The 20,151-nt window shown below is 72.9% G+C and carries 21 protein-coding genes; 10 read left to right on the top strand and 11 right to left on the bottom strand.

The genetic code is table 11. The features are described 5' to 3' along the window. Positions 1-237: 237 nt before the first annotated feature. The 6 genes from Q392_RS28530 (at position 238) to Q392_RS28555 (ending at position 6,051) form a co-directional block, all read left to right on the top strand. A complete protein-coding gene (locus Q392_RS28530; RefSeq protein ID WP_038216754.1) occupies positions 238-2,703 on the top strand; it encodes a membrane-bound PQQ-dependent dehydrogenase, glucose/quinate/shikimate family in 2,466 nt (821 codons plus the stop codon). Positions 2,704-2,822: 119 nt separating this feature from the next. Further along, entirely contained in the window at positions 2,823-3,197 is a 375-nt protein-coding gene (locus tag Q392_RS28535; protein ID WP_038216757.1) for a hypothetical protein, read from the top strand. Positions 3,198-3,203: 6 nt separating this feature from the next. Next, positions 3,204-4,352 carry a DUF3182 family protein gene (locus Q392_RS33990; protein WP_038216759.1) on the top strand — a complete coding sequence of 383 codons (1,149 nt, stop codon included), beginning with the start codon at positions 3,204-3,206 and terminating at the stop codon, positions 4,350-4,352. Beyond that, complete coding sequence (locus tag Q392_RS33995) at positions 4,327-5,103, top strand: alpha/beta hydrolase family protein (protein ID WP_038216762.1); 777 nt, start codon at positions 4,327-4,329, stop codon at positions 5,101-5,103. Before Q392_RS33990 ends, Q392_RS33995 begins: the two co-directional genes overlap by 26 nt. A 157-nt stretch (positions 5,104-5,260) precedes the next feature. Further along, the gene (locus Q392_RS28550) at positions 5,261-5,686 is read left to right on the top strand and encodes a CBS domain-containing protein (RefSeq protein ID WP_038216764.1); all 426 of its coding nucleotides are present in this window, start codon (positions 5,261-5,263) and stop codon (positions 5,684-5,686) included. A 32-nt stretch (positions 5,687-5,718) separates the two neighbouring features. Then, the gene (locus tag Q392_RS28555) at positions 5,719-6,051 is read left to right on the top strand and encodes a hypothetical protein (RefSeq protein ID WP_211260332.1); all 333 of its coding nucleotides are present in this window, start codon (positions 5,719-5,721) and stop codon (positions 6,049-6,051) included. Between the two features lie 7 nt (positions 6,052-6,058). Here Q392_RS28555 and Q392_RS28560 read toward each other — a convergent pair whose 3' ends face one another. The 3 genes from Q392_RS28560 to Q392_RS28570 all read right to left on the bottom strand — a co-directional run bounded on the left by Q392_RS28560 (position 6,059) and on the right by Q392_RS28570 (position 7,393). After that, positions 6,059-6,262 (bottom strand): hypothetical protein, encoded by a 204-nt coding sequence (locus Q392_RS28560; RefSeq protein WP_038217495.1) that lies wholly within the window; start codon positions 6,260-6,262, stop codon positions 6,059-6,061. 130 nt (positions 6,263-6,392) lie between these two features. Then, complete coding sequence (locus Q392_RS28565) at positions 6,393-6,860, bottom strand: DUF421 domain-containing protein (protein ID WP_038216766.1); 468 nt, start codon at positions 6,858-6,860, stop codon at positions 6,393-6,395. Next, complete coding sequence (locus Q392_RS28570; RefSeq protein WP_038216769.1) at positions 6,860-7,393, bottom strand: hypothetical protein; 534 nt, start codon at positions 7,391-7,393, stop codon at positions 6,860-6,862. The genes Q392_RS28565 and Q392_RS28570 overlap by 1 nt, the downstream gene beginning before the upstream one ends. Positions 7,394-7,626: 233 nt before the next feature. Between Q392_RS28570 and Q392_RS28575 the strand changes: the two genes are divergently transcribed. Then, on the top strand, positions 7,627-9,399 hold the full coding sequence (locus Q392_RS28575) for a thiamine pyrophosphate-requiring protein (protein WP_038216772.1): 1,773 nt from the start codon (positions 7,627-7,629) through the stop codon (positions 9,397-9,399). Between the two features lie 27 nt (positions 9,400-9,426). On the opposite strand, the gene Q392_RS28580 is transcribed toward Q392_RS28575, so the two are convergent. After that, positions 9,427-9,909 carry a hemerythrin domain-containing protein gene (locus Q392_RS28580; RefSeq protein ID WP_038216775.1) on the bottom strand — a complete coding sequence of 161 codons (483 nt, stop codon included), beginning with the start codon at positions 9,907-9,909 and terminating at the stop codon, positions 9,427-9,429. A gap of 297 nt (positions 9,910-10,206) precedes the next feature. Between Q392_RS28580 and Q392_RS28585 the strand changes: the two genes are divergently transcribed. Both Q392_RS28585 and Q392_RS28590 read left to right on the top strand, forming a co-directional pair. Beyond that, complete coding sequence (locus tag Q392_RS28585; RefSeq protein ID WP_038216778.1) at positions 10,207-12,642, top strand: catalase; 2,436 nt, start codon at positions 10,207-10,209, stop codon at positions 12,640-12,642. Positions 12,643-12,655: 13 nt separating this feature from the next. Further along, positions 12,656-13,081 (top strand): DUF6766 family protein, encoded by a 426-nt coding sequence (locus Q392_RS28590; RefSeq protein ID WP_038216781.1) that lies wholly within the window; start codon positions 12,656-12,658, stop codon positions 13,079-13,081. A 19-nt stretch (positions 13,082-13,100) separates the two neighbouring features. Here the strand turns inward: Q392_RS28590 and Q392_RS28595 are convergent, their stop codons facing one another. After that, on the bottom strand, positions 13,101-13,433 hold the full coding sequence (locus Q392_RS28595; RefSeq protein WP_038216786.1) for a four-helix bundle copper-binding protein: 333 nt from the start codon (positions 13,431-13,433) through the stop codon (positions 13,101-13,103). Positions 13,434-13,576: 143 nt separating this feature from the next. Next, a complete protein-coding gene (locus Q392_RS28600; protein WP_038216790.1) occupies positions 13,577-14,518 on the bottom strand; it encodes an adenylate/guanylate cyclase domain-containing protein in 942 nt (313 codons plus the stop codon). Positions 14,519-14,824: 306 nt separating this feature from the next. On the opposite strand from Q392_RS28600, the gene Q392_RS28605 reads away from it, so the two are divergent. Continuing rightward, positions 14,825-15,163: a hypothetical protein gene (locus tag Q392_RS28605; protein WP_038216794.1), complete on the top strand. Its 339-nt coding sequence runs from the start codon at positions 14,825-14,827 to the stop codon at positions 15,161-15,163. 78 nt (positions 15,164-15,241) lie between these two features. Here the strand turns inward: Q392_RS28605 and Q392_RS28610 are convergent, their stop codons facing one another. The 5 genes from Q392_RS28610 to Q392_RS28630 form a co-directional block, all read right to left on the bottom strand. Then, positions 15,242-16,213: an LD-carboxypeptidase gene (locus Q392_RS28610; protein ID WP_038217497.1), complete on the bottom strand. Its 972-nt coding sequence runs from the start codon at positions 16,211-16,213 to the stop codon at positions 15,242-15,244. 13 nt (positions 16,214-16,226) lie between these two features. Continuing rightward, a complete protein-coding gene (gene tadA, locus Q392_RS28615; RefSeq protein ID WP_038216797.1) occupies positions 16,227-17,318 on the bottom strand; it encodes a tRNA adenosine(34) deaminase TadA in 1,092 nt (363 codons plus the stop codon). A 52-nt stretch (positions 17,319-17,370) separates the two neighbouring features. Next, entirely contained in the window at positions 17,371-17,877 is a 507-nt protein-coding gene (locus Q392_RS28620) for a GlcG/HbpS family heme-binding protein (protein ID WP_038216801.1), read from the bottom strand. A 118-nt stretch (positions 17,878-17,995) separates the two neighbouring features. Next, a complete protein-coding gene (locus Q392_RS28625) occupies positions 17,996-18,634 on the bottom strand; it encodes a response regulator transcription factor (protein ID WP_038216804.1) in 639 nt (212 codons plus the stop codon). A gap of 16 nt (positions 18,635-18,650) precedes the next feature. Beyond that, complete coding sequence (locus Q392_RS28630) at positions 18,651-20,102, bottom strand: sensor histidine kinase (RefSeq protein ID WP_038216816.1); 1,452 nt, start codon at positions 20,100-20,102, stop codon at positions 18,651-18,653. Positions 20,103-20,151: the final 49 nt, after the last annotated feature.

Raw genomic sequence — 20,151 nt, forward strand, 5'->3', positions numbered from 1 at the left:
TGCTGCGCCTCCTGCGCCGCAGCGATGTAGGACCGGCCGCACCCCGCGCGCAGGAAGCCCCCGCGCCGGGCATGGCCCCTGCGATGGTCCCGGCCGGCTGACAGCGCCGGAGGATGCCGGCTGACGCTCGCGCGGCCGATCCGGTCGCAGCCTGTGGCCATTCGCCATCCGCTGCGATCCCTCCGCCCTGCCGCACATGCCGGAGGGCGGGCGCGCAGTTCACCGGAGCAGCATTCCATGGCACGCATCACCGGCGGCATCCTCGTCCTGTTGGGCCTGATCCTGGCCGCGGCGGGCGGCTGGCTCGCCGCGCTCGGCGGCAGCCTCTACTACGTGGCCGCGGGCCTCGCACTGCTGGCCGTGGGCGGCCTGCTGCTACGCGGCTCGCCCGCGGCCCTGTGGCTGCATGCGGTGCTGCTGGTCGCCTCGCTGTGGTGGGCCGTGTGGGAAGTCGGCGTCGACTGGTGGCCGCTGGCCGCGCGCCTGGACCTGCTGTTCCTGCTCGGGCTGTGGCTGATCACGCCCTGGGTGCGCCGTTCGCTGCAGCAGGCCGACGGCGGCGCGCGCACCTGGGGCGCCGGCCTGGCGCCGGCGCGCGCGGTGCTGAGCCTGGCGCTCGCGGTGTCGGCGGCGCTGGCGGTGCTGTCCTGGTTCCGCGCGCCGCACGAACTCGCCGGACGCCTCGAAAGCCGGCCCGCCGCGGATGCGGTGCCGGAGACGGCCGCGCCCGTGCCGCCAGGGGAATGGCATGCCTACGGCCGCACCGGCGAGGGCCAGCGCCACTCGCCGCTGGCGCAGATCACGCCGGCCAACGCCAACCAGTTGCGGCTGGCGTGGGAGTTCCGCACTGGCGACCGGCGCGGCCGGCCCGGCGACCCGGAGGAGACGACCTACGAAGTCACGCCGCTGAAGATCGGCAACCGCCTGTTCCTGTGCACGCCCCACCAGTCCGTGATCGCGCTGGACGCCACCACCGGCCGCCAGCTCTGGCGCTTCGATCCGCAGATCGCCGGCGATCTGGCGCTCCAGCACCTGACCTGCCGTGGCCTGTCCTACCAGCCGCCGCGCGCGGTGCCTGCGCCCTCCCCCGCGCCCACGGCCGGCGAAGGCCGGGCGGAGCCCGCAACCGAGCGCCCGCCGCTGCCGGTCGCGGCGAGCCAGGGCGCGACCGACCCGGCCTGCCGCAGCCGGCTCTTCATGCCCACCGCGGACGGCCGCCTGATCGCGCTGAACCCCGACTCGGGCGCGGTGTGCACCGATTTCGGCAACGGCACCGGCCAGATCGACCTGTGGCAGCACATGCCCAACGTGCGCCCCGGCGCCTACTACTCGACCTCGCCGCCGGTCGTCACCGAGCGGCTGCTCATCGTGGGCGGCACGGTGCTGGACAACGCATCGGTCAAGGAACAGTCGGGTGTGATCCGCGCCTTCGACATCGACAGCGGCGCGCTGGTGTGGAACTGGGACTCGGGCAACCCCGACGACACGGCGCCGCTGCCGCCCGGCCGCACCTACACCGCCAACTCGCCCAACAGCTGGTCGGTCTCCAGCGTGGACGAGGCGCTGGGCATGGTCTACGTACCGATGGGCAACCAGCCGCCCGACCAGTGGGGCGGCCACCGCAGCCCGGCGGTGGAGCGCTATGCCTCGTCGGTGGTGGCGCTCGACCTGGCCAGCGGCCGCGTGCGCTGGCACTTCCAGACAGTGCACCACGACCTGTGGGACTACGACGTGCCGGCCCAGCCCACGCTGCTGGACATGGAGGTGGGCGGCCGGCGCGTGCCCGCGCTGGTGCAGCCGACCAAGCAGGGCGAGCTCTTCGTGCTGGACCGCCGCGACGGTACGCCGCTCCTGCCGGTGAGCGAGCAGCCGGCGCCGCAGGGCGCCGCCGCCGGCGACCACACGGCGCCGACCCAGCCCGCCTCGGCGCTGTCCTTCGCGCCGCCGCCGCTGCGCGAGCGGGACATGTGGGGCGCCACGCTGCTGGACCAGCTCGCCTGCCGCATCGCCTTCCGGCAGTTGCGCTACGAGGGGCGCTTCACCCCGCCCTCGGAGCGCGGCTCGATCGTCTACCCCGGCAACTTCGGCGTCTTCAACTGGGGCGGCATCGCGGTCGACCCGGCGCGCGGCTGGGCCTTCACCACGCCGACGTATCTCGCCTTCGTCTCGCGGCTCGTGGCGCGCCGCGACGACATCAGCCTGCTGGTGCAGGAGGGCGGTCCGCCCAAGGGCAGCCTGCCGGCGCTGAACGAGAACTTCGGCGCGCCCTACGCCGCGTCGATGAAGCCCTTCATGTCGCCCGTCGGCCTGCCCTGCCAGGCGCCGCCCTGGGGCTACGTGGCCGGCGTGGACCTGCGCACCGGCCAGGTGGCGTGGAAGCACCGCAACGGCACCGTGCGCGACCTCTCGCCGCTGCCGCTGCCCTTCCGTATGGGCGTGCCCGGCATCGGCGGCCCGATGGTGACCGCGGGCGGCGTGGCCTTCTACTCCGGCGCGCTCGACAACTACGTGCGCGCCTACGACATGGCCAGCGGCCGCGTGCTGTGGAGCGACCGCCTGCCCGCCGGCGGCCAGGCCACGCCGATGACCTACAGCGGCGAGGACGGCCGGCAGTACGTGCTGGTGGTCGCCGGCGGCCACGGCTCCACCGGCACGAAGCCCGGCGACGCCATCCGCGCCTACGCCCTGCCCGCGCGGCGCTGAACGCGCGCGCCCTGCCGCCCAGGCCGACGCACCGCATCGGCGCTGTCTCACAGACCCGGCGCCCAGGCCGTTCCACAGTGGACGGGAACGCACGCATTCACTCATCCGGAGGTGGCCTCATGGCAAACAGCAGCATCCTGGGCGGCGCACCGGCGCCGGCCGAACCCACGGGCAAGGACGTGGACGCGCTCGGCCCGAGCGACAGCAGCGACAGCGGCAGCGACGTGCAGACCGACCTGAACCGGTCGGCCATGCCCGACGAGGCGTCGGAAGGCGCCTTCCCCATCGCCCACGGCAGCACCAGCGACGCCGCCGGCACCGGCGAGCGCGCTGCCGCCGATCCCGCGGCGCCCGTCGTCGATGCCGACCTGCTGCCGGACCGCACCGGCACCCTGCCGCCAGGTGGCGGCCGCCGTCGCGATGCGGCCGATCCCACGCCGGTGGACGTCGATGCGATCGCGCAGGAAGAAGACGAGGATGAGGACGAAGGCTGAGCGCCGATGCCTCCTGATCCCACCGGCCGCCCGACGGGCCGGCCCCGCGCCGTCATGACGTGGACGGTCGACCCGCAGTCGTTCAACGCTCCGCACGAGCGGGAGACCCGCGGCGCCATCGCGCGCCGCGCGGCACGGCTGCTGGGCGTGCCCTTCGCGGGGGAATTCGATCCCGCCAGGCCCGCGGGCGCCGCGCACGCCTACCTGGTGCCCAGCGACACGCTGAACCCCGAGGCCGCCCGCGCGGCCGGTGTGCGGGGGCCGGAAGACCTGCTCGGCGGCGTCGTGCCGCACGGCTTCGTGGCGACCAAGGCGATCACCCATCCGCTGGTGGCGGCGGACGCCCCGAGGCCGCCTGGGTGGTCCGACCGCTTCGGCGAGGCCGTGAAGGACGCCACCCTGCGCGGCTTCACCGCCTTCTCGCACCAGGACGCCATGCAGGCGGCGCGCCGGCTGCTGCCGCGCGGCCCCGTGCGCGTAAAGGCAGCCCAGGGCGCCGGCGGCGCGGGCCAGTTCGTGGCGCGCAGCCCGTCGCAGTTCATCCACGGCCTGGCCGACCTTACGCCGCGGGACGTGGAGGCGCACGGCGTGTGCATCGAGGAGAACATCGAACGCCCGCTCGTGCTGTGCGTCGGCCAGATCCGCGTCGGCGATGCGCTGGCCAGCTACCACGGCACCCAGCGCGAGACGCACGACCGGCAGGGCGCCGTCACCTACGGCGGCTCGGACCTCGTGGTCGTGCGCGGCGGCTTCGAGCAGCTCGCGCGGCTTCACCTGCCACCGCACGTGCGGCGGGCGGTCGAGCAGGTGCTGCGCTACCACCGCGCCGTGCTCGACTGCTACCCCGGCATGTTCGCCTCGCGCATCAACTACGACGTGGTGCAGGGCGAGGCGGCGGACGGCAGCGCGTGCAGCGGCGTCCTCGAGCAATCCTGGCGGATCGGCGGCGCGACCAGCGCCGAGATCACGGCGCTGGAAGCCTTCCGCGCACAGCCAGGGCGCCGCTGCGTCGCCGCCTCCTGCATGGAGGTGCACGGCCAGGCCCAGCCGCCGCCGCAGGCCTGCGTCTACTTCCACGGCACCGACGCCGAACTCGGCCCCCTTCTCAAATACGCATTCATCCAGCCCGGTGACGATCCAGCTATCAGCCGTTGAAATTCCCGTAGCCGACCAGCGCATCGAAGGCAGCTTCGTGACCACCTCCGCGCTGCTTCCCGGCGTGCTGCTCGTGCACGGCTGGGACGGCAGCCAGGCGCAGTACATCGCGCGCGCGCACGAACTCGCCGCGCTGGGCTGCATCTGCCTGACGATCGACCTGCGCGGCCATGCCCGTCACCGCGCCCAGCGCATGGAGGTGACGCCGGAGGACAACCTCCAGGACGTGCTGGCGGGCCTGGACACGCTGCGCAGCCATCCGGGCGTCGACGAGCGCGCCATCGCCATCGTCGGCAGCAGCTACGGCGGTTACCTGGCGGCGCTGGCGACCGCGCTGCGCCCCGTGCGCTGGCTGGCGCTGCGGGCGCCGGCCATCTACGAAGACCCGGACTGGCAGCGCCCCAAGGGCCTGCTCGACCGCGAGAAGCTCAACACCTACCGGCGCGGCCTGATCCCCGCCGAGAGCAACCGCGCGCTGCGCGCCTGCGGCGAGTTCCGCGGCGACGTGCTGGTGGTGGAATCGGAGACCGACAACATGGTGCCGCACGAGGTGATCCGCAGCTACGTGAACGCCTTCAAGCAGGCGCATTCGCTTACCTACAGGGTGCTGTCGGGGGCCGACCATGCCCTGTCCGCCGACGAGATGCGGCAGGCCTACGGGCTGCAGCTCGTGAACTGGATGACGGAGATGCTGCTCGGCGCCAAGGCGGCATCCGCCAGCGTGCGGCCGGTGCCGCGGGCTCCCGCATGAAGCGCTGCGACGGCATTCGCAGCAGCATTCCCATCGTCTTCCTCGCGACGTCCTACACAACGCGCCGACCCCGCCCGTACAGTGGATCGAACAGCGCAGCGCGGCGCGCATCGGCCGCCCTGCGTTCATCCACATTCGCACACGCAAGGAGTTTGAAATGCACAGCATCAGGAACCTCATGAGCCGGGACGTGCAGGTGATCGGCCCCGACGACACCATCGCCGAGGCGGCGCGCTGCATGCGCGACGGCAACTTCGGCATGATGCCGGTCGGCGAGAACGACCGGATGATCGGCGCCATCTCCGACCGCGACATCGCCGTGCGCGGCGTCGCGCAGGGCCTGGACGGCAGCGCGACGGTGCGCGAGGTCATGTCCGACGGCGTGTGCTGGGTCTACGACGACGAATCGGTCGAGCGCGCGGCGCTGGTCATGGCGCAGTACCAGGTGCGGCGCCTGCCCGTCGTGAACCGCGACAAGCGGCTGGTCGGCATCCTCGCGCTGGGCGACGTCGCCGTGAAGGAAAGCGACAGGGAGCCGGCCGCCGAGGCGCTGTGCGGCGTGTCCGAGCCGGTCGCGGCCTGAGCGGCGCACGCCGGCGCGCCGGACCTGCATCCATGAGAAGGCGGGCATCGACGCTGCGCGAACGCCGCGAGGCGCAGTACCTGGACCTGCTGCTGGCGCTCTCGCGCCAGCCGTTGCCGGTCGTGTGCACGGCGCCGGAGGACATCGACCGCATCCTGGCCCTGCGAAGCGCCGCGCTGGTCGAGGCGTCGACCGATCCGCCGGTGCTGCTACGCACCGGCGAGCGCTTCATCCCGCGCGCCGTGGTGCTGGGCATCACCCCGGCCGGGCGCGCGGCCCTGGCCCGGATGCGCTCGACGAGAAAGCCGTCCGAGCAGGACGAGCAGGGCCCGCCGCAGGCCGCCTCCCGGCCCGGGCCACGCTAGGGCCTTCTCAGGCCGGCTCGACCACCGGCGTGTGCAGCTCGCGCCCCATCATGCCGCGCGCGAACAGGTAGTTGGCACGCGCGCGCTCGCTCAGCGCGTCGAGGTCCACCTGCCCCGCCGCATCGCACGGAAAGCAGTAGCCGCGCCCCGGATCGAAGAGCGAGCGGAAGCGAAGCCGGTAGCGCTGCGGCGATGACCTGTGCAGGACCATGGCGAACTCCCCGAATGAAGTGGCTCCAGCATGAGCCTGCGGCTTCGCCGCGCCCACCGGCGCGCAGCGGGTGCGGCCGTCGGCCGGCGTCATCCACGGGTGCAGTGCATGTCCGACAGCCGAAGCCGCCTCACTTCCCCTCGGGCGCCTCGGACGCGTCGGCGCGCCGGATGAAACTGATCTTGCCGTTGGGCTCGAGCACGGCCCAGGCCACGTCGCCGAGCGAGGCGATGCCGGCCAGCCGCATCTCGGACTCGATCTCCGCGCGCGTGAGCCGGTCGCGCCGCAGGCTGTCCGTCAGCACCCGGCCGTGATGGACGATCACGCGCGGCTCGCCCTCCAGCAGGCGGGCGGCGCGCGGCGACAGGTAGGACATCCAGCTCAGCACCAGGCCCCAGAAGGCGAAGGTGCCGATGGCCAGCGCCGCGCCGGTCAGGCTGAAGTCGTTCTGCGTCACGCCCTGCTGGATGAGGTCGCCGATGACCACCATCACGATGAACTCGAAGGGCGTCATCTGCCCGAGCTCGCGCTTGCCGAGCATGCGCACCAGCAGGTACACGATCGCGAACATCGCGGTGGCGCGCAGGACGACTTCCATCAGGGCAGCACCTTCATGGCGCGGTCGGCCTCGACGAGCGGCCGGCCGCCGTCCAGCACGCGGATGCGGCCTTCCACGCGGCCGTTCAGGCGCGGGTTCACCTGGGCCGCGATCTTGAACAGCATGGATTCGCCGGCGCCGAGCGCGCCGAAGTCGAAGCGGAAGCGCTCGCCGTCCGAGTGCTCCGACTCGGGCGCCGGGACCATCGAGTTGACGGTGATCTCGCGCCACAGCGAGGCCGGCATCTCGATCTGCAGTTGCCGGATCTCGCGCGTCGCATGCACGCGCAGCAGCGTCTCGTAGAAGTCGCCCGTGCGGATCACCGCAGGCATCTCCACCACCAGTTCGGCCGCCGCGCCGCCATGCACGCTGCGGTGCGGCTGCGGATGGCCGAGCAGCCCCGACATGCCGGCCGCGAGCAAAGCCCCGAGCACCAGCAGCGCCAGCGGGCTGGCATGGCGCGACGGGCCCCTGCGCGGCTGCAGGTGCACGGGGCGGATGCCTTCCGGCGCAGGCGATCGGATTTCTTCCAAGACGCGCTTCCTTCGGCGGCGCGGCATGCCGCCTGCGCCGAGCATGTCGCGGAAGCCCTTCGCTGCCTGTCGTCGTTCCCCGCGCAGTGCAGTCAGCCGAAGGCCACGGCCGGGCAAGGCGCAAGCCCACAGTAGTCCCGGACCTACGCCCGCATGCCCCCTGAGACGGCACCGCCCAGCCGCCGCGGAGACGACCCTGTGAAGTCCCCTGCCCCACCTCGTCCCGTCACGCCATGAACGTCAGCGAATACGTCTGGAAGCGCCTGCAGGCCTGGGGCCTGCACAGGGTCTACGGCTATCCCGGAGACGGCGCCGGCGGCCTGGACGTGGCGCTGGAGCACGACCCCGGCATGGAGATGATCCAGGTCCGGCACGAGGAGATGGCGGCCTTCATGGCCTGCGCGCATGCCAAGTTCACCGGCCGCATCGGCCTGTGCTACGCCACCTCGGGCCCCGGCGCCGTGCACCTGCTCAACGGCCTGTACGACGCGCGCATGGACCACGTGCCGGTGGTCGCCATCGTCGGGCAGACGATGCGCGGCGCGCTCGGCTCCGCCTTCCAGCAGGAGGTGGACCTGGTGACGCTGTTCAAGGACGTGGCGAGCGACTTCGTCGCGCAGGCCACCGTGCCCTCGCAGGTGCGCCACCTGATCGACCGCGCGGTGCGCATCGCGCACGACCGCCGCACCGTCACCTGCGTGGTGCTGCCCAACGACCTGCAGCAGATGCCCTGCGAGGAGCCGCCGATGGCGCACGGCAGCACGCACACCGGCGTGGGCCTGCCGCTCGACGCCGCCGTGCCGCCGGCCGAGGAGCTGCAGCACGCCGCGGACGTGCTCAACGAGGGCCGGCGCGTCGCCATCCTGGCTGGCGCCGGCGCGCTCGGCGCGGCCGGCGAGCTGATCGACGTCGCCGATACCCTGCAGGCCTGCTGCGCCAAGGCGCTGCTCGGCAAGGCGGTGCTGCCCGACGACCTGCCCTGGGTGACGGGCACCATCGGGCTGCTGGGCACCCGCCCGAGCTGGGACATGATGCAGGAGTGCGACACGCTGCTGATGGTGGGCAGCTCCTTCCCCTACACCGAGTTCCTGCCGCCGCCGGGCCGTGCGCGGGGCGTGCAGATCGACCGCGACGGCGGCGCGCTGAGCCTGCGCTATCCCATGGACGTCGGCCTGCGCGGCGATGCCGCGCGCACGCTGCGGGCGCTGCGTCCGCTGCTGCGCCCCAGGCCGCCGGCAGAGTGGCGTGTGCGGATGGAGCAGCGCGTGGCCGACTGGTGGGCCCAGGCCGAGCGGGCGGCGATGCAGCCGGCCCGGCCGCTGAACCCGCAGCGGGTGTTCCACGAACTCTCCGCGCGCATGCCCGGTGACGCCATCCTGACCGCCGACGCCGGCACGGTCGCGAACTGGTACGCACAGCAGGTGCGCATGCGCCGCGGCATGATGGGCTCGCTGTCGGGCACTCTGGCCTCGATGGGATCGGCCACGCCCTACGCGATCGCGGCCAAGATGGCCTACCCGCACCGGCCGGTCATCGCGCTGATCGGCGACGGCGCCATGCAGATGAACGGCCTGAACGAGATGATCACCATCGCCCGGTACTGGCGGCAATGGGCCGACCCGCGGCTGGTGGTGATGGTGCTCAACAACGGCGACCTGGCACAGGTGACGTGGGAGGAGCGCATCCGCATGGGCGAGGCCAGGACGCCCTCGACGCAGCATGTGCCGGACATGCCGTACCACCGCTATGCCGAATTGCTGGGCCTCCAGGGCCTGTACGTCGACGATCCCGACCAGGTCGGCGCCGCCTGGGACGCCGCGCTGGCCGCGCCCATGCCGGTGATCCTGGAATGCCGCACCGACCCGGACGTCGCGCCGCTGCCGCCGCACTTCACCCAGGAGCAGGTGCGCCACTTCGCCGTGGCCGCGGCACGCGACCCGCAGCGCGGCCTGGTGCTGCGCAACACCTTCCGCCAGCTCATGGCGCGGCTGCTCGGGCGGCGCTGAGCCGCCCGCGCCCCGCCGCCGCGGGCCTCAGGCGGTGGCCTCCATCTCGGCCATCAGTTCCGCCTTGCGCGCGGCGAGCGGCTCCTTGAGCGCCACCAGGTCCATGCCGGAGCGGCGCGCCTTCTGGAACATCTCCTCGCGCTCTTCCGTCACGTGGTGGTCGATGTACTCGCCCAGCACGATGACCTTGGCGTCGTACATGGGCTCGTCGGCGCCCATCGACTCGATCTGGGCGATCAGGTCCTTCGCGGACGCGTGCTCCACCGTCGCCTCGTCCATCAGTTCCTCGTCGTCGATGGCGGCGCGCGCGGCCGGATAGAAGATCTCCTCCTCGAGCTGCGCGTGCACCGTCAGCTCGGTGCAGATCCGGGCGGCCAGCGCCTGACGCTCGCCGGCCGGCGCCTTCTCCTCGGCCAGCTTGTTGTACTGCTGGAAGAGCTTCTTGACGGCGATGTGATCCGCGTCCAGCAGGTCGACGGCGTCGTTCTTCTTGGGGGGTGCTTTGCTCATGGGGACTCCTTCGTGGGGTTTCGGGCGATGGCGGCGCGGTCGCGCGCCGCAGGAGACACGATCCCTCTTCCGGCCATCGGCGGCTGTCGGTCTCGTTCATGCGCGCGTGTAGGTCGGCCAAGCACCTCCGGCCGGCGCCGGCGCGAAGCGCGTTCGCCGGCCGTTCGTATCGCTGCCGTGCAACTACGGCCGTTCTGCGAAGCGTCCTACAGGGCGCCTCCGGACGCTGGACTACACCAGAGACCTTCAGACCCCCGCACGAGCCCCACGCTCGTTTTCCACCCCACGAGGACGCCCATGCCCAAGCAACCCCCTTCGGCCGCCGTGCCGCGCGCGGCACTCGACGCCGCCCGGTCCGCCGCGCGCAACACCGACAGCGGGCCCGCCCGCCCCGCCCCGCCCGCCGCCGGCCGCGGCGACGTGCCGGCGCAGAAGGCCATCGAGACCCAGGCCCTGGCCGCCGCCCTGCCCGCCAACCCCGACAAGCCGTTCGAATACGAGACCGGCGGCACCCGCCGCGCCGCACCGCAGGGCGCGCATGCGAAGCCGGCCTCGCGGCTGCCGACCGGCAGCACGCCCTCCGAGGCCAGCCGTTCCGCCAAGACCGGCGGCGTCGCGCCCGAGGGCGTCAACGCCACCATCGACTCGCTGGACCGCGTGCGCGTGGACTCCGGCGGCCAGCGCCTCACCACCAACCAGGGCGTGCCGGTGGCCGACAACCAGAACTCGCTGAAGTCGGGCGCGCGCGGCCCGGTGCTGCTGGAAGACTTCATCCTGCGCGAGAAGATCACCCACTTCGACCATGAGCGCATCCCCGAGCGCATCGTGCACGCGCGCGGCTCGGGCGCGCACGGCTTCTTCGAGTGCTACGCGCCGCTGACCCGCTACACCCGGGCGGCGCCCTTCCGCGAGGCCGGCAAGATCACGCCGGTGTTCGTGCGCTTCTCCACCGTCGCCGGCGAGCGCGGCTCCAAGGACACGGCGCGCGACGTGCGCGGCTTCGCGGTCAAGTTCTACACCGACGAGGGCAACTGGGACCTGGTGGGCAACAACATGCCGGTGTTCTTCATCCAGGACGCGATGAAGTTCCCCGACCTGGTCCACGCCGTCAAGCCCGAGCCGCACCACGGCATGCCGCAGGCCGCCTCGGCGCACGACACCTTCTGGGACTTCGTCTCGCTGATGCCCGAATCGACGCACATGCTGATGTGGCTGATGAGCGACCGCGCCATCCCGCGCAGCTTCCGGATGATGCAGGGCTTCGGCGTGCACACCTTCCGGCTGGTGAACGAGGCGGGCGAGGCCTGCCTGGCCAAGTTCCACTGGCAGCCCAGGCTGGGCACCCACTCGCTGCTGTGGGACGAGGCGGTGAAGATCTCCGGCGCCGACCCCGACTACCACCGGCGCGACCTGTGGGAGGCGATCGATGCCGGCGAGTACCCCGAGTGGGAACTGGGCCTGCAGATCTTCACCGAGGAGCAGGCCCGGCAGTTCAGCTTCGACGTGCTCGACGCCACCAAGATCGTGCCCGAGGAGCTGGTGCCGGTGCAGGTGGTCGGCCGCATGGTGCTCGACCGCAACCCCGACAATTTCTTCGCCGAGACCGAGCAGGTGGCCTTCTGCGCGGCGCACATCGTGCCAGGCCTCGACTTCACCGACGACCCGCTGCTGGCGGGGCGCATCCACTCGTACGTGGACACCCAGATCAGCCGCCTGGGCGGCCCCAACTTCCACGAGCTGCCGATCAACGCGCCCGTCGCGCCGGTGCACAACAACCAGCGCGACGGCATGCACCGCCAGGCGATCCACCGCGGCCGCGCCGCCTACGAGCCCAACTCGCTGGGCGGCGGCTGCCCCTTTCAGGCCGGCGCCGCTCAGGGCTTCGTCAGCGTCGCCCGCCGGCTCGACGCCGCGCAGAGCACGGACAAGGTGCGCATCAAGCCCGAGAAGTTCGCCGACCACTACACGCAGGCCACGCTCTTCTACGAGAGCCAGACGCCGGCGGAGCAGGCCCACATCGCCGCGGCCTTCCGCTTCGAGCTGTCGAAGGTCACGGTGCCGGCGGTGCGCGAACGCATGGTGGCGGGCCTGCTGAACGTCTCGCGCACGCTGGCCGAGCAGGTCGCGCAGGGCCTGGGCATGGACCTGCCGGCGCCCCTGCCGCGCGCGCTGGAGCGGCCGCAGCCGCCGGAGGTCGATGCCTCCCCCGCGCTGTCGCTGATGGCGCGGCCGGGCGACGGCGGCATCCGCACGCGCAAGATCGCGATCCTGGTGGCCGACGGCATGGAGGGCACGTCCGTCGCATTGCTGCTCGGCGCACTGGTGCAGGCCGGTGCGGTGCCGCGGCTGGTGGGCTCGCGCCTGGGCCGCTGCCGCGCCGGCGACGGCAGCGTCTTCGAGGCCGACGCGAGCCTGGAAAACAGCCCGGGCTTCCTGTTCGACGCATTGGTGCTGCCCGATGGCGCCGCGGCGATGGAAGCGCTCGCGGCGGACGGCCACACGCTGGAGTTCGTGAAGGACCAGTACCGGCACTGCAAGACCATCCTCGCGCTGGGCGCGTCACACGGGCTGCTGTCGGAAGCCGGTATCCCGATGGCGCTGCCGGACGGCTCGCACGACCCCGGCCTGATCCTGGCCGATGCGGCCGATGCCGCCGAGGCGGCGGCCGACTTCATCACCGCGGTGGGCCTGCACCGCCACCTGGCGCGCGAGAGCGATCCGCCGCGGGTGTGAACCGGGAGGCTCCATGAACCGCTCCCTCTGGAAACGCTACGGCTACGGCTGGGTGACGCTGGGCTTCTTCCTGGTCTCGCTGGTCGGCCACTGGCTGTTCGGCTGGTTCGCCTACGTGGACGAGCAGCAGCAGTTCGGCGCGCCGGTGGAGGTCTCCGGCTACACCGTGCAGATGCTGCGCGACACGCTGGAGAACTGGCAGTCCGAGTTCCTGCAGCTGCTGTGGCAGATCGGCGGGCTGGCCTTCCTGCTGTACGTCGGCTCGCCGCAGTCCAAGGAGGGCGACGACCGCCTGGAGGCCAAGATCGACGCCATCCTCGCCGCGGTGGACCCGAAGAGCGCCGACGCCCTGCTCGACGAGATCGACCGCGAGTACGCAGGCCGGCACACCGACCCGCGCTGGATGCGCATGGCGCGCGGCGGCCGGCAGCGCGGCTAGCGGTCGGCGGCGCGCGGGGTCAGCCCGCCGCCATCGCCCGGCATTCCTGCGCGCAGTCGCGGCAGGCGGCGGCGCAGGCCTGACAGTGCGCGTGCGGGTGCTTCTCGCATTCGCCGGCGCAGGCGCTGCAGATGTCGGCGCACAGCCGGCATGCCTGCGCGGCGTGCACGCTGTCGCGCCCCATCAGCGCGGCGGCGAAGCGGCAGGCGCTCGCGCAGTCGATGTCCAGCGCGATGCAGGTGCGCATCGAGGCGCAGTCCTGCTCGCGCAGGCAGGCGGTGGCGCAGCGCTCGCAGGCCAGCGCGCAGGCGTTGCAGGCGGCGATGCAGCGGTCGAAGAGGTCTCGGGTCATGGCGGCGGCTTCCTTTCGGTCCAGGGGGACGAAAGGGGCGGCAGGCGCCCCTTCCGGCATGTGTCGGACCACTCTGGAAGGAAGCGGACGGCCCGGCTGTCGGACTCCGCGCCGAGCGGCTGTATCCGCCGCGCGGAACCCGGCTACACCCGCGTGCGCCGGCTGAGCGACAGGTTGCCGTCGAGCGTGTTGAAGGAGATGGTCGGTGCGCTGAGTTCGCTCAGGGGCGCGCCCAGGCCGATCTCTCCACTGCCGTGCAGCACGCACTCCTCGCGCCGCAGCGCGATCTCGCTGCTCGCGCCGATGCGGTTGTGGAAGCGCACCCAGGTGCCATAGGTGCTCACGTCGATCAGCACGCAGCTGCCGTTGCGCGCCTCCAGCCGCGCATGCAGCCGGGACACCCGCGGGTCGTTGACGACGAACTCCGCCTCGTCCACCCGGCCCAGGTGGATGGGCAGTTGCTCCGCGGTGAACATGCTGCGCACGTCCAGCCACGACAGCTCGATCTGCCCGAAGCTGGAATCGGCGCTGCGCGGCGGCGGCACCAGCGGCGAGGGGACGGTGAGGAACTCGGTCACCTCCTCCTGCCAGTCCACGCGATGGATCACGGGCATCTCGGTGCGGCCGCGGATGTTGATCGGGCCCAGGCTGCGGTGCTGCACGTCGCTGTCCTGCAGCTGTGCGATGGCGGAGTCGGTGGCCCAGATCTGGCTCGGGCCGGCCAGGTCGCTCAGGCGGGAGGCCACGTTGACGGCGTCGCCGTAGCTGTCGCCGTCCACCTGCAGCACCTCGCCGCTGGCGACGCCGATCTGCAGTTCCATGCGCAGCGGCGCGGGCCAGTTCTGCAGGCGCTTGTGGTGGCTGCGCTGCATCTCCAGCACGGCGGCGATGGCGGAAGGCCCGTCGTTGAAGATCGCCAGGACGCCGTCGCCCAGCGTCTTGACCACCCGGCCCTCGTGCGCCTCGCACACGTTGCCGATCCACTGGATCAGGCGCGTCACCGTCTCGGTGGCGCGCGCGTTGCCCATGATCTCGAAGACCCGCGTGCTCCCGGTGAGATCCGCAAAGACGACGGTGGTGGTCATGGAGTCACGCACATGGGCAGGTTCGGGTGATTATGGCAATGGGGTGCGCGAAGCCCGGCGCACGCCCGTGACGATCTCTGAACGCTTGCTCCCGACAAGATACGCCCGCTCACATCCTGCTCCCGAAGTGTTATTGGCAGTATGCGTCGCATCTAAGACTTTGGTTTCTGTTTTCGGGAATCCGCTCCAGGAAAGCGCGAAATACTGTTGTTTTTAAACATGAATAATTGTTTCCCGCTTGCCGCCGCCGAGGGGGCTGCGTATGGTTCCGTTCCATCACTGTTCCGCTGTGTTCCGATCCAAGCCATGGCGTTTCCCAACAGCCTGCTGCGTTTCCTCTCCTTCTCGGCGTCGCGCCAGCCCGTGGCCAGCGAGCGGACGGTGCAGCGCATCCGCGAATCGATGCTGGCGCTGCTGCAGTCCCACCAGGGCGAACGCTTCCACCGCGTCGCCCAGCGGGTGCGCTATGCCGACGAGCTGGAATCCCTGTGGTACCTGCGCCAGGACATGCTGGCCGCCCTGAGCGACGTGTACGGCGAGCGGGGTGCGCGCCAGCACATGGCCGCGGTGACGCGGATGTTCAGGGGCGCCCTGCCCCAGTCGATGGCGCCGCGCACGCACGGACAGCGCTACGCGCGCGGATGATGAACCGGGCCTTGCGCCCGAAGGAATGAAAAGAGCGCCTCTGGCGCTCTTTTTCGTTGGGGCGCAGCCGGCGGGCGGCTAGGCGTGGTCGTGGTCGTGCCCATGGCCGTGGTGGTGGCGGCTGCCCCCCACGCCGTGGCCCCACACGAGGAAGACCTCGCGCTCCTGCGCCGCCATCTCGACCGGGGCGCCGACGGGCAGCAGCACCTTGGTCGGCACATGGCCGAACGGCAGGCCGGCCAGCACCGGCACCTTGAGCAGCGAGCGCAGCCGGTCGATCACCGTCTGCAGCTTGAAGCCGCGGTCGTGCGGCACCGCCCGGAAGCCGGTGAACTGGCCCAGCACGACGGCCTTCTGGCGGCCGAGCACGCCGGCATGGCGCAACTGGTCGAGCATGCGCTCGATGCGGTAGGGATGCTCGCCCAAGTCCTCCAGGAACAGCACGCCCTTGTCGACAGCCGGGAAGTACGGCGTGCCCAGCAGGCTGACCAGCACGCGCAGGTTGCCGCCCCACAGCGTGGCGCCGTGGATGGACTTCAGGGCCACCTCCGCATCGCGCGCCGGCATGCGCCAGCCGGTGCCCTCGCCCTGCCCTTCGAGCAGGTCGTCGAAGCAGGCCTCCATGATGTCGTCCGGCCCGGCCTCGGCGCCGAAGTCCTCGCCCAGCGCGGGGCCGGCCCAGCTCACCTGGCCCGTTTTGGCCAGCAGCGCCAGCTGGAAGGCGGTGAAGTCGCTCAGGCCGACGAAGGCCGTGCCCCTGTCGATCGCCTTGGCCACGGCCTTGTAGGGCAAGGCGTCGAGGATGCGCGTCAGTCCGTAGCCGCCGCGCGTGATCAGCGCGACGTCGGCGCCGCTGGCGGCCGCGCGCCCGATGGCGGCCAGCCGGGTGGCATCGTCGCCCGCGAAGCGCTGCCAGCTCTTCAGCGCGGCCTCGTCGATCTCGACCTCGTGGCCCAGCGCCTTCAGCCGCGCCACGCCGCGCCGGAAGGCGACCTTGTCGCGCACGGCGCCGGAGGGGGAATAGATGTAGATGTGTCGTCGATGGCTCACGGCGCGCAGTATCTCAGGCGCGCCGCAGGACATCGGCCAGCGCCTGCGCCGCATCGGGCGGCAGGTCGTCGGCCGGCGGCGCGCGCCGGCCCAGGGCGCGCAGGACCGCCTCGTGCCCCCGGTCGGGAAAGGGCGCGTGCCACGCGGCCCGGGCGTGGGGCGATGCGGCCTGCGGCGTGAACACATCGGCCCGCAGGACGCGCAGCCCCGGCCGGCAGGCCAGTTCCGCCGCCACGTCCGCGCTGCCCGGGTGGTGCAGCAGCGCGACCTGCCCGATGCCCAGGCGCGCTAGCCACTGCGCCAGCACTTCGGCCTGCACGGCAGGCGTCAGAGCGTCGGACCGCTTGGGCTTGTCGCTGCGGCCGCAGCCGATCAGGTCGGGCGCCAGCACCCGGCGCGCCGGCAGCAGGGGCAGCAGTTCGCGGAACAGCCAGCCCCACTGGCCAGGGCCGTGCAGGCACAGCAGCGGCGCGGGATCGCCGCGCTCTTCGCCTGATTCAACCCAGGCCAGGCGCCATCCGCCCGGCGCCGGCAGACCGGCCATGTGGCGCACCGGCGGCAGCGCGGCGGCGAAGGGCTCGAAGCAGGCGTCCGGCGTGCGCAGGGCGTCGTCGCGCAGCGGCTCGGCGCGCTCGCGCGCCGCCTGCCGACGGCCCTGGAAGAAGTCCTGCAGCAGGGCGCCGCACGCGGCGGCGCACACGCCGCCCGTCACCCGGGTGTGGTGGTTGAGCTGCGGCTGCGCGAACAGGTCGAGCACGGAGCCGGCCGCGCCGGTGCGCGGGTCGGCCGCACCGAAGACGACCCGGGCCAGCCGCGCATGCAGCATCGCCCCGGCGCACATCGGGCAGGGTTCGAGGGTGACGAAGAGTTCGCAGCCGTCGAGGCGGTAGTTGCCCAGCGCCTGCGCGGCGGCGCGCAGCGCGTTGATCTCGGCATGGGCGCTCGGGTCGTGGCCGGCGACGGGGCTGTTGCGGCCCGCAGCCAGCAGCCGGCCGTCCCGGACGACGACGGCGCCCACCGGCACCTCGCCGGCCTCAGCGGCATCGCGGGCCTGGGCCAGCGCCAGGGCCATCCAGTGGGCGTCGTCGGGGGAGGAAGAAGGCATGGCGCGGCGTGAGGGGCGCCATTGTCCCTCACGCCCCCGCCTTGGGCCGGCTTCAGCCGAGCTGCGCGCGCACCTTCTCGATGGCGGCGTTGGCGCACTGCTCGTCGAGGTGGCCGCCCGGTGCACCGCCGACGCCGACCGCGCCGATCACCTCGTTGCCGGCCTTGATCGGCACGCCGCCGCCCAGCAGCAGGAAGCCGGGCAGGTGCACGAGGTTGGCCGCGCCGGGGTTCTTCTGCGCGTTCTCCATCATGGCCTGGGTGGGTGCCTTGGCCGAGGCGGAGGTCCACGCCTTGCGCTCGCTGGCGCCCAGGGTGTGCGGGCCGGCGTTGTCGGCACGCTGCACGGCGCGCACGCCGCCGGCACGGTCCACCACGGTGGCGGCGACGGCATAGCCGTTGGCGGCGCAGGAGGCCACGGCGCCGGCGGCGATCTGGTTGGCCAGGTCGAGGCCGATGTTGCGTTCGGCCCGCACGGGGGCGGCCTGCTGGGCCTGGGCGCCGCAGGCGGCGGCGAGGAGTGCGAGGGCGCCGATGCGGCGCAGGGACGATGCGGTCATGAGGGTCTCTCCAGGAGTTTGTCGAGGGGGCGCGCCAGGCTCGGCCGGCGACCACGTCACTCTAGGAAAGCGCCCGCCCGCGGGCCATTCGTGCGGCTACGCGCGGCCGTCCGTAGAACTACGCAGCGCCCTCTTCCTCGGCCAGTGCCGCATAGCCGCGGATGAGCTGCGCCAGCGACTCGCAGCCCAGCTTGGCGAACACGTTGGCGCGGTGCGTCTCGACGGTGCGCGGCGACAGCGTGAGCGCCCGCGCGATCTCCTTGTTGCTCAGGCCGGCGACGATCAGGCCCAGCACCTCGCGCTCGCGCTCGGAGAGCTGGGCGTAGCGGCGCCGCGCCGCCTGGTCGGCCTGGCTGCGCTCGCGCGAGCGCACGTGCTGGCGCACGGCGTTCTGCAGCGCCTCCAGCAGCTGCTCGTCGTCCACCGGCTTTTCCAGGAACTCGGCCGCCCCGGCCTTGAAGGCGCGCCGGCACATCTCCACCGTGCCGTGGCCGGTGAGCATGACGACGGGCTGGTCCACGCCCTCGGCGATCAGCCGGTCGAGCACGGCGAGGCCGCCGATGCCCGGCATGCGCACGTCCAGCACGATGGCGCCGACGGCGGCGCGGTCGAACTCGGCGAGGAAGCGCTGCGGCGCCTCCCAGGCCTGCACGCGCAGGCCGATGGTGCCGATCAGCAGCGCCAGGCTGTCGCGCACGGCGGCATCGTCGTCGACGAGGTGGACGAGGGGCGACTGGGGCGTGGAGGGGGCGGTCATGCGGTGATGCGGGCGGTCATGCCAGCGGCAGGCTCAGCACGAAGCAGGCGCCCTGCCCCGGCGCGGCGCCCTCGGCGAGCGCGCCGCCCATGCCGGCGGCCAGCGTCTCGCTCAGGCTCAGGCCCAGGCCCAGCCCGCCGCGGCGGGTGCTGAAGAAGGGCTGGAACACGCGCGAGCGCAGCTCGGCGGGGATGCCTGGCCCCGTGTCGCTGACCGACAGCAGCGCCTGCCCGTCCTGCGCCCGCACGCGCAGCAGCACCTCGCGGCGCGCCGGCGGCACCTCCTCCAGGGCCTGCAGGGCGTTCATCAGCAGGTTGTGCACGATCTGCTCCAGCGCCACGGGGTCGGCCAGCGCGCGCACCGGCTGCTCCGGCGCCTCCAGGCGCATCGCGGTGTGGCGGCGCTCGCCCTCGGGCTCCAGCAGGTGCAGGGCGCGGCGCGCGGCCTGCCGCAGGTCGACCGGCTCGCGGCGCGCGGCGTCCGGGCGCTCCAGCGTGCCGCGCAGGCGGCCCAGCACGTCGGCCGCGCGGCGCGCCTGCAGCGCGGCCTGGGCCATGGCGTCGCGGGCGGCGCCGGTCTCGGGCGGCTCCTCGTCCAGCAGGCGGCGCGCGGCCTGGGTGCTGGCGAGCACCGCCGTCAACGGCTGGTTCAGCTCGTGCGCCATGCCGGCGGCCAGTTCGCCCAGCGTGTTCAGGCGCGCCACCTGGCCCAGGCGCAGCAGTTCCTCGGCGCGCCGGCGCTCGGTGCGCTGGCGCCGCAGCAGGCGCGCGCCGGCCAGCAGCACGGCCATGCCGGCCGCCCACGCCAGCATCCGGGCCCAGGGCAGCTCGCCCCAGCCGACGCGGCGCTCGGCATCCACCTCGAAGGGCTGGCTGGCAGAGGCCAGCGGCTTGCGGAAGCGGAAGTGCCAGCCGCCCGGCGCCTCCGCGTCGCGGCCGCCCTGCAGCTCGAAGCGCTGGCCCTGGTGCACCAGCGCCATGCGGGCAGGCGCGGTCTTCGGGTCGGCCGGCCAGTCGCGCCAGGGCACGGCGGCGGCCAGGTCGATGTCCAGCGCGAAGCTGGCCGGTGCGGCGCCGATCACCAGGCGGTAGCGGCCGCGCGCCAGGTCGGCATCGGCCAGCACCGGGCCGCGCTGCGCGCGCGAGCGCACCTCGGCCTGGGCCAGCGCGGCGTCGTTCCACGCCTCGCCGGGGGCGCGCCGCTGCACACGCAGGATCGAGGGATAGACCGCCGGCAGGCGCGCCTCGCCGCCCGCCGCGCCCTCGCCGCCGGCCAGCGCGAGCGTGGCCAGCACGGCGTCGTTCTGCACCACCTGCTGGCTGAGGATGCGGTGGACGATGCGGCCGTCGGTGTCGAAGGCGGCCTGCAGCGCCTCCAGCTGCGCGTGCGCCAGCCAGGCGGCGCCGGCGGCCGACAGCAGCAGCCAGCCGAGCATCCAGCCGCCGAGGGCGCGCAGGCGATGGGTCATGGCGGGCGATTGTGCCCGCCGGGGCTGGCGGAGAATGCGCGGCGCACCG

Origin of the sequence: Xenophilus azovorans DSM 13620 (genome assembly GCF_000745855.1) — a bacterium.
Taxonomy (GTDB): Bacteria; Pseudomonadota; Gammaproteobacteria; order Burkholderiales; family Burkholderiaceae_C; genus Xenophilus; species Xenophilus azovorans.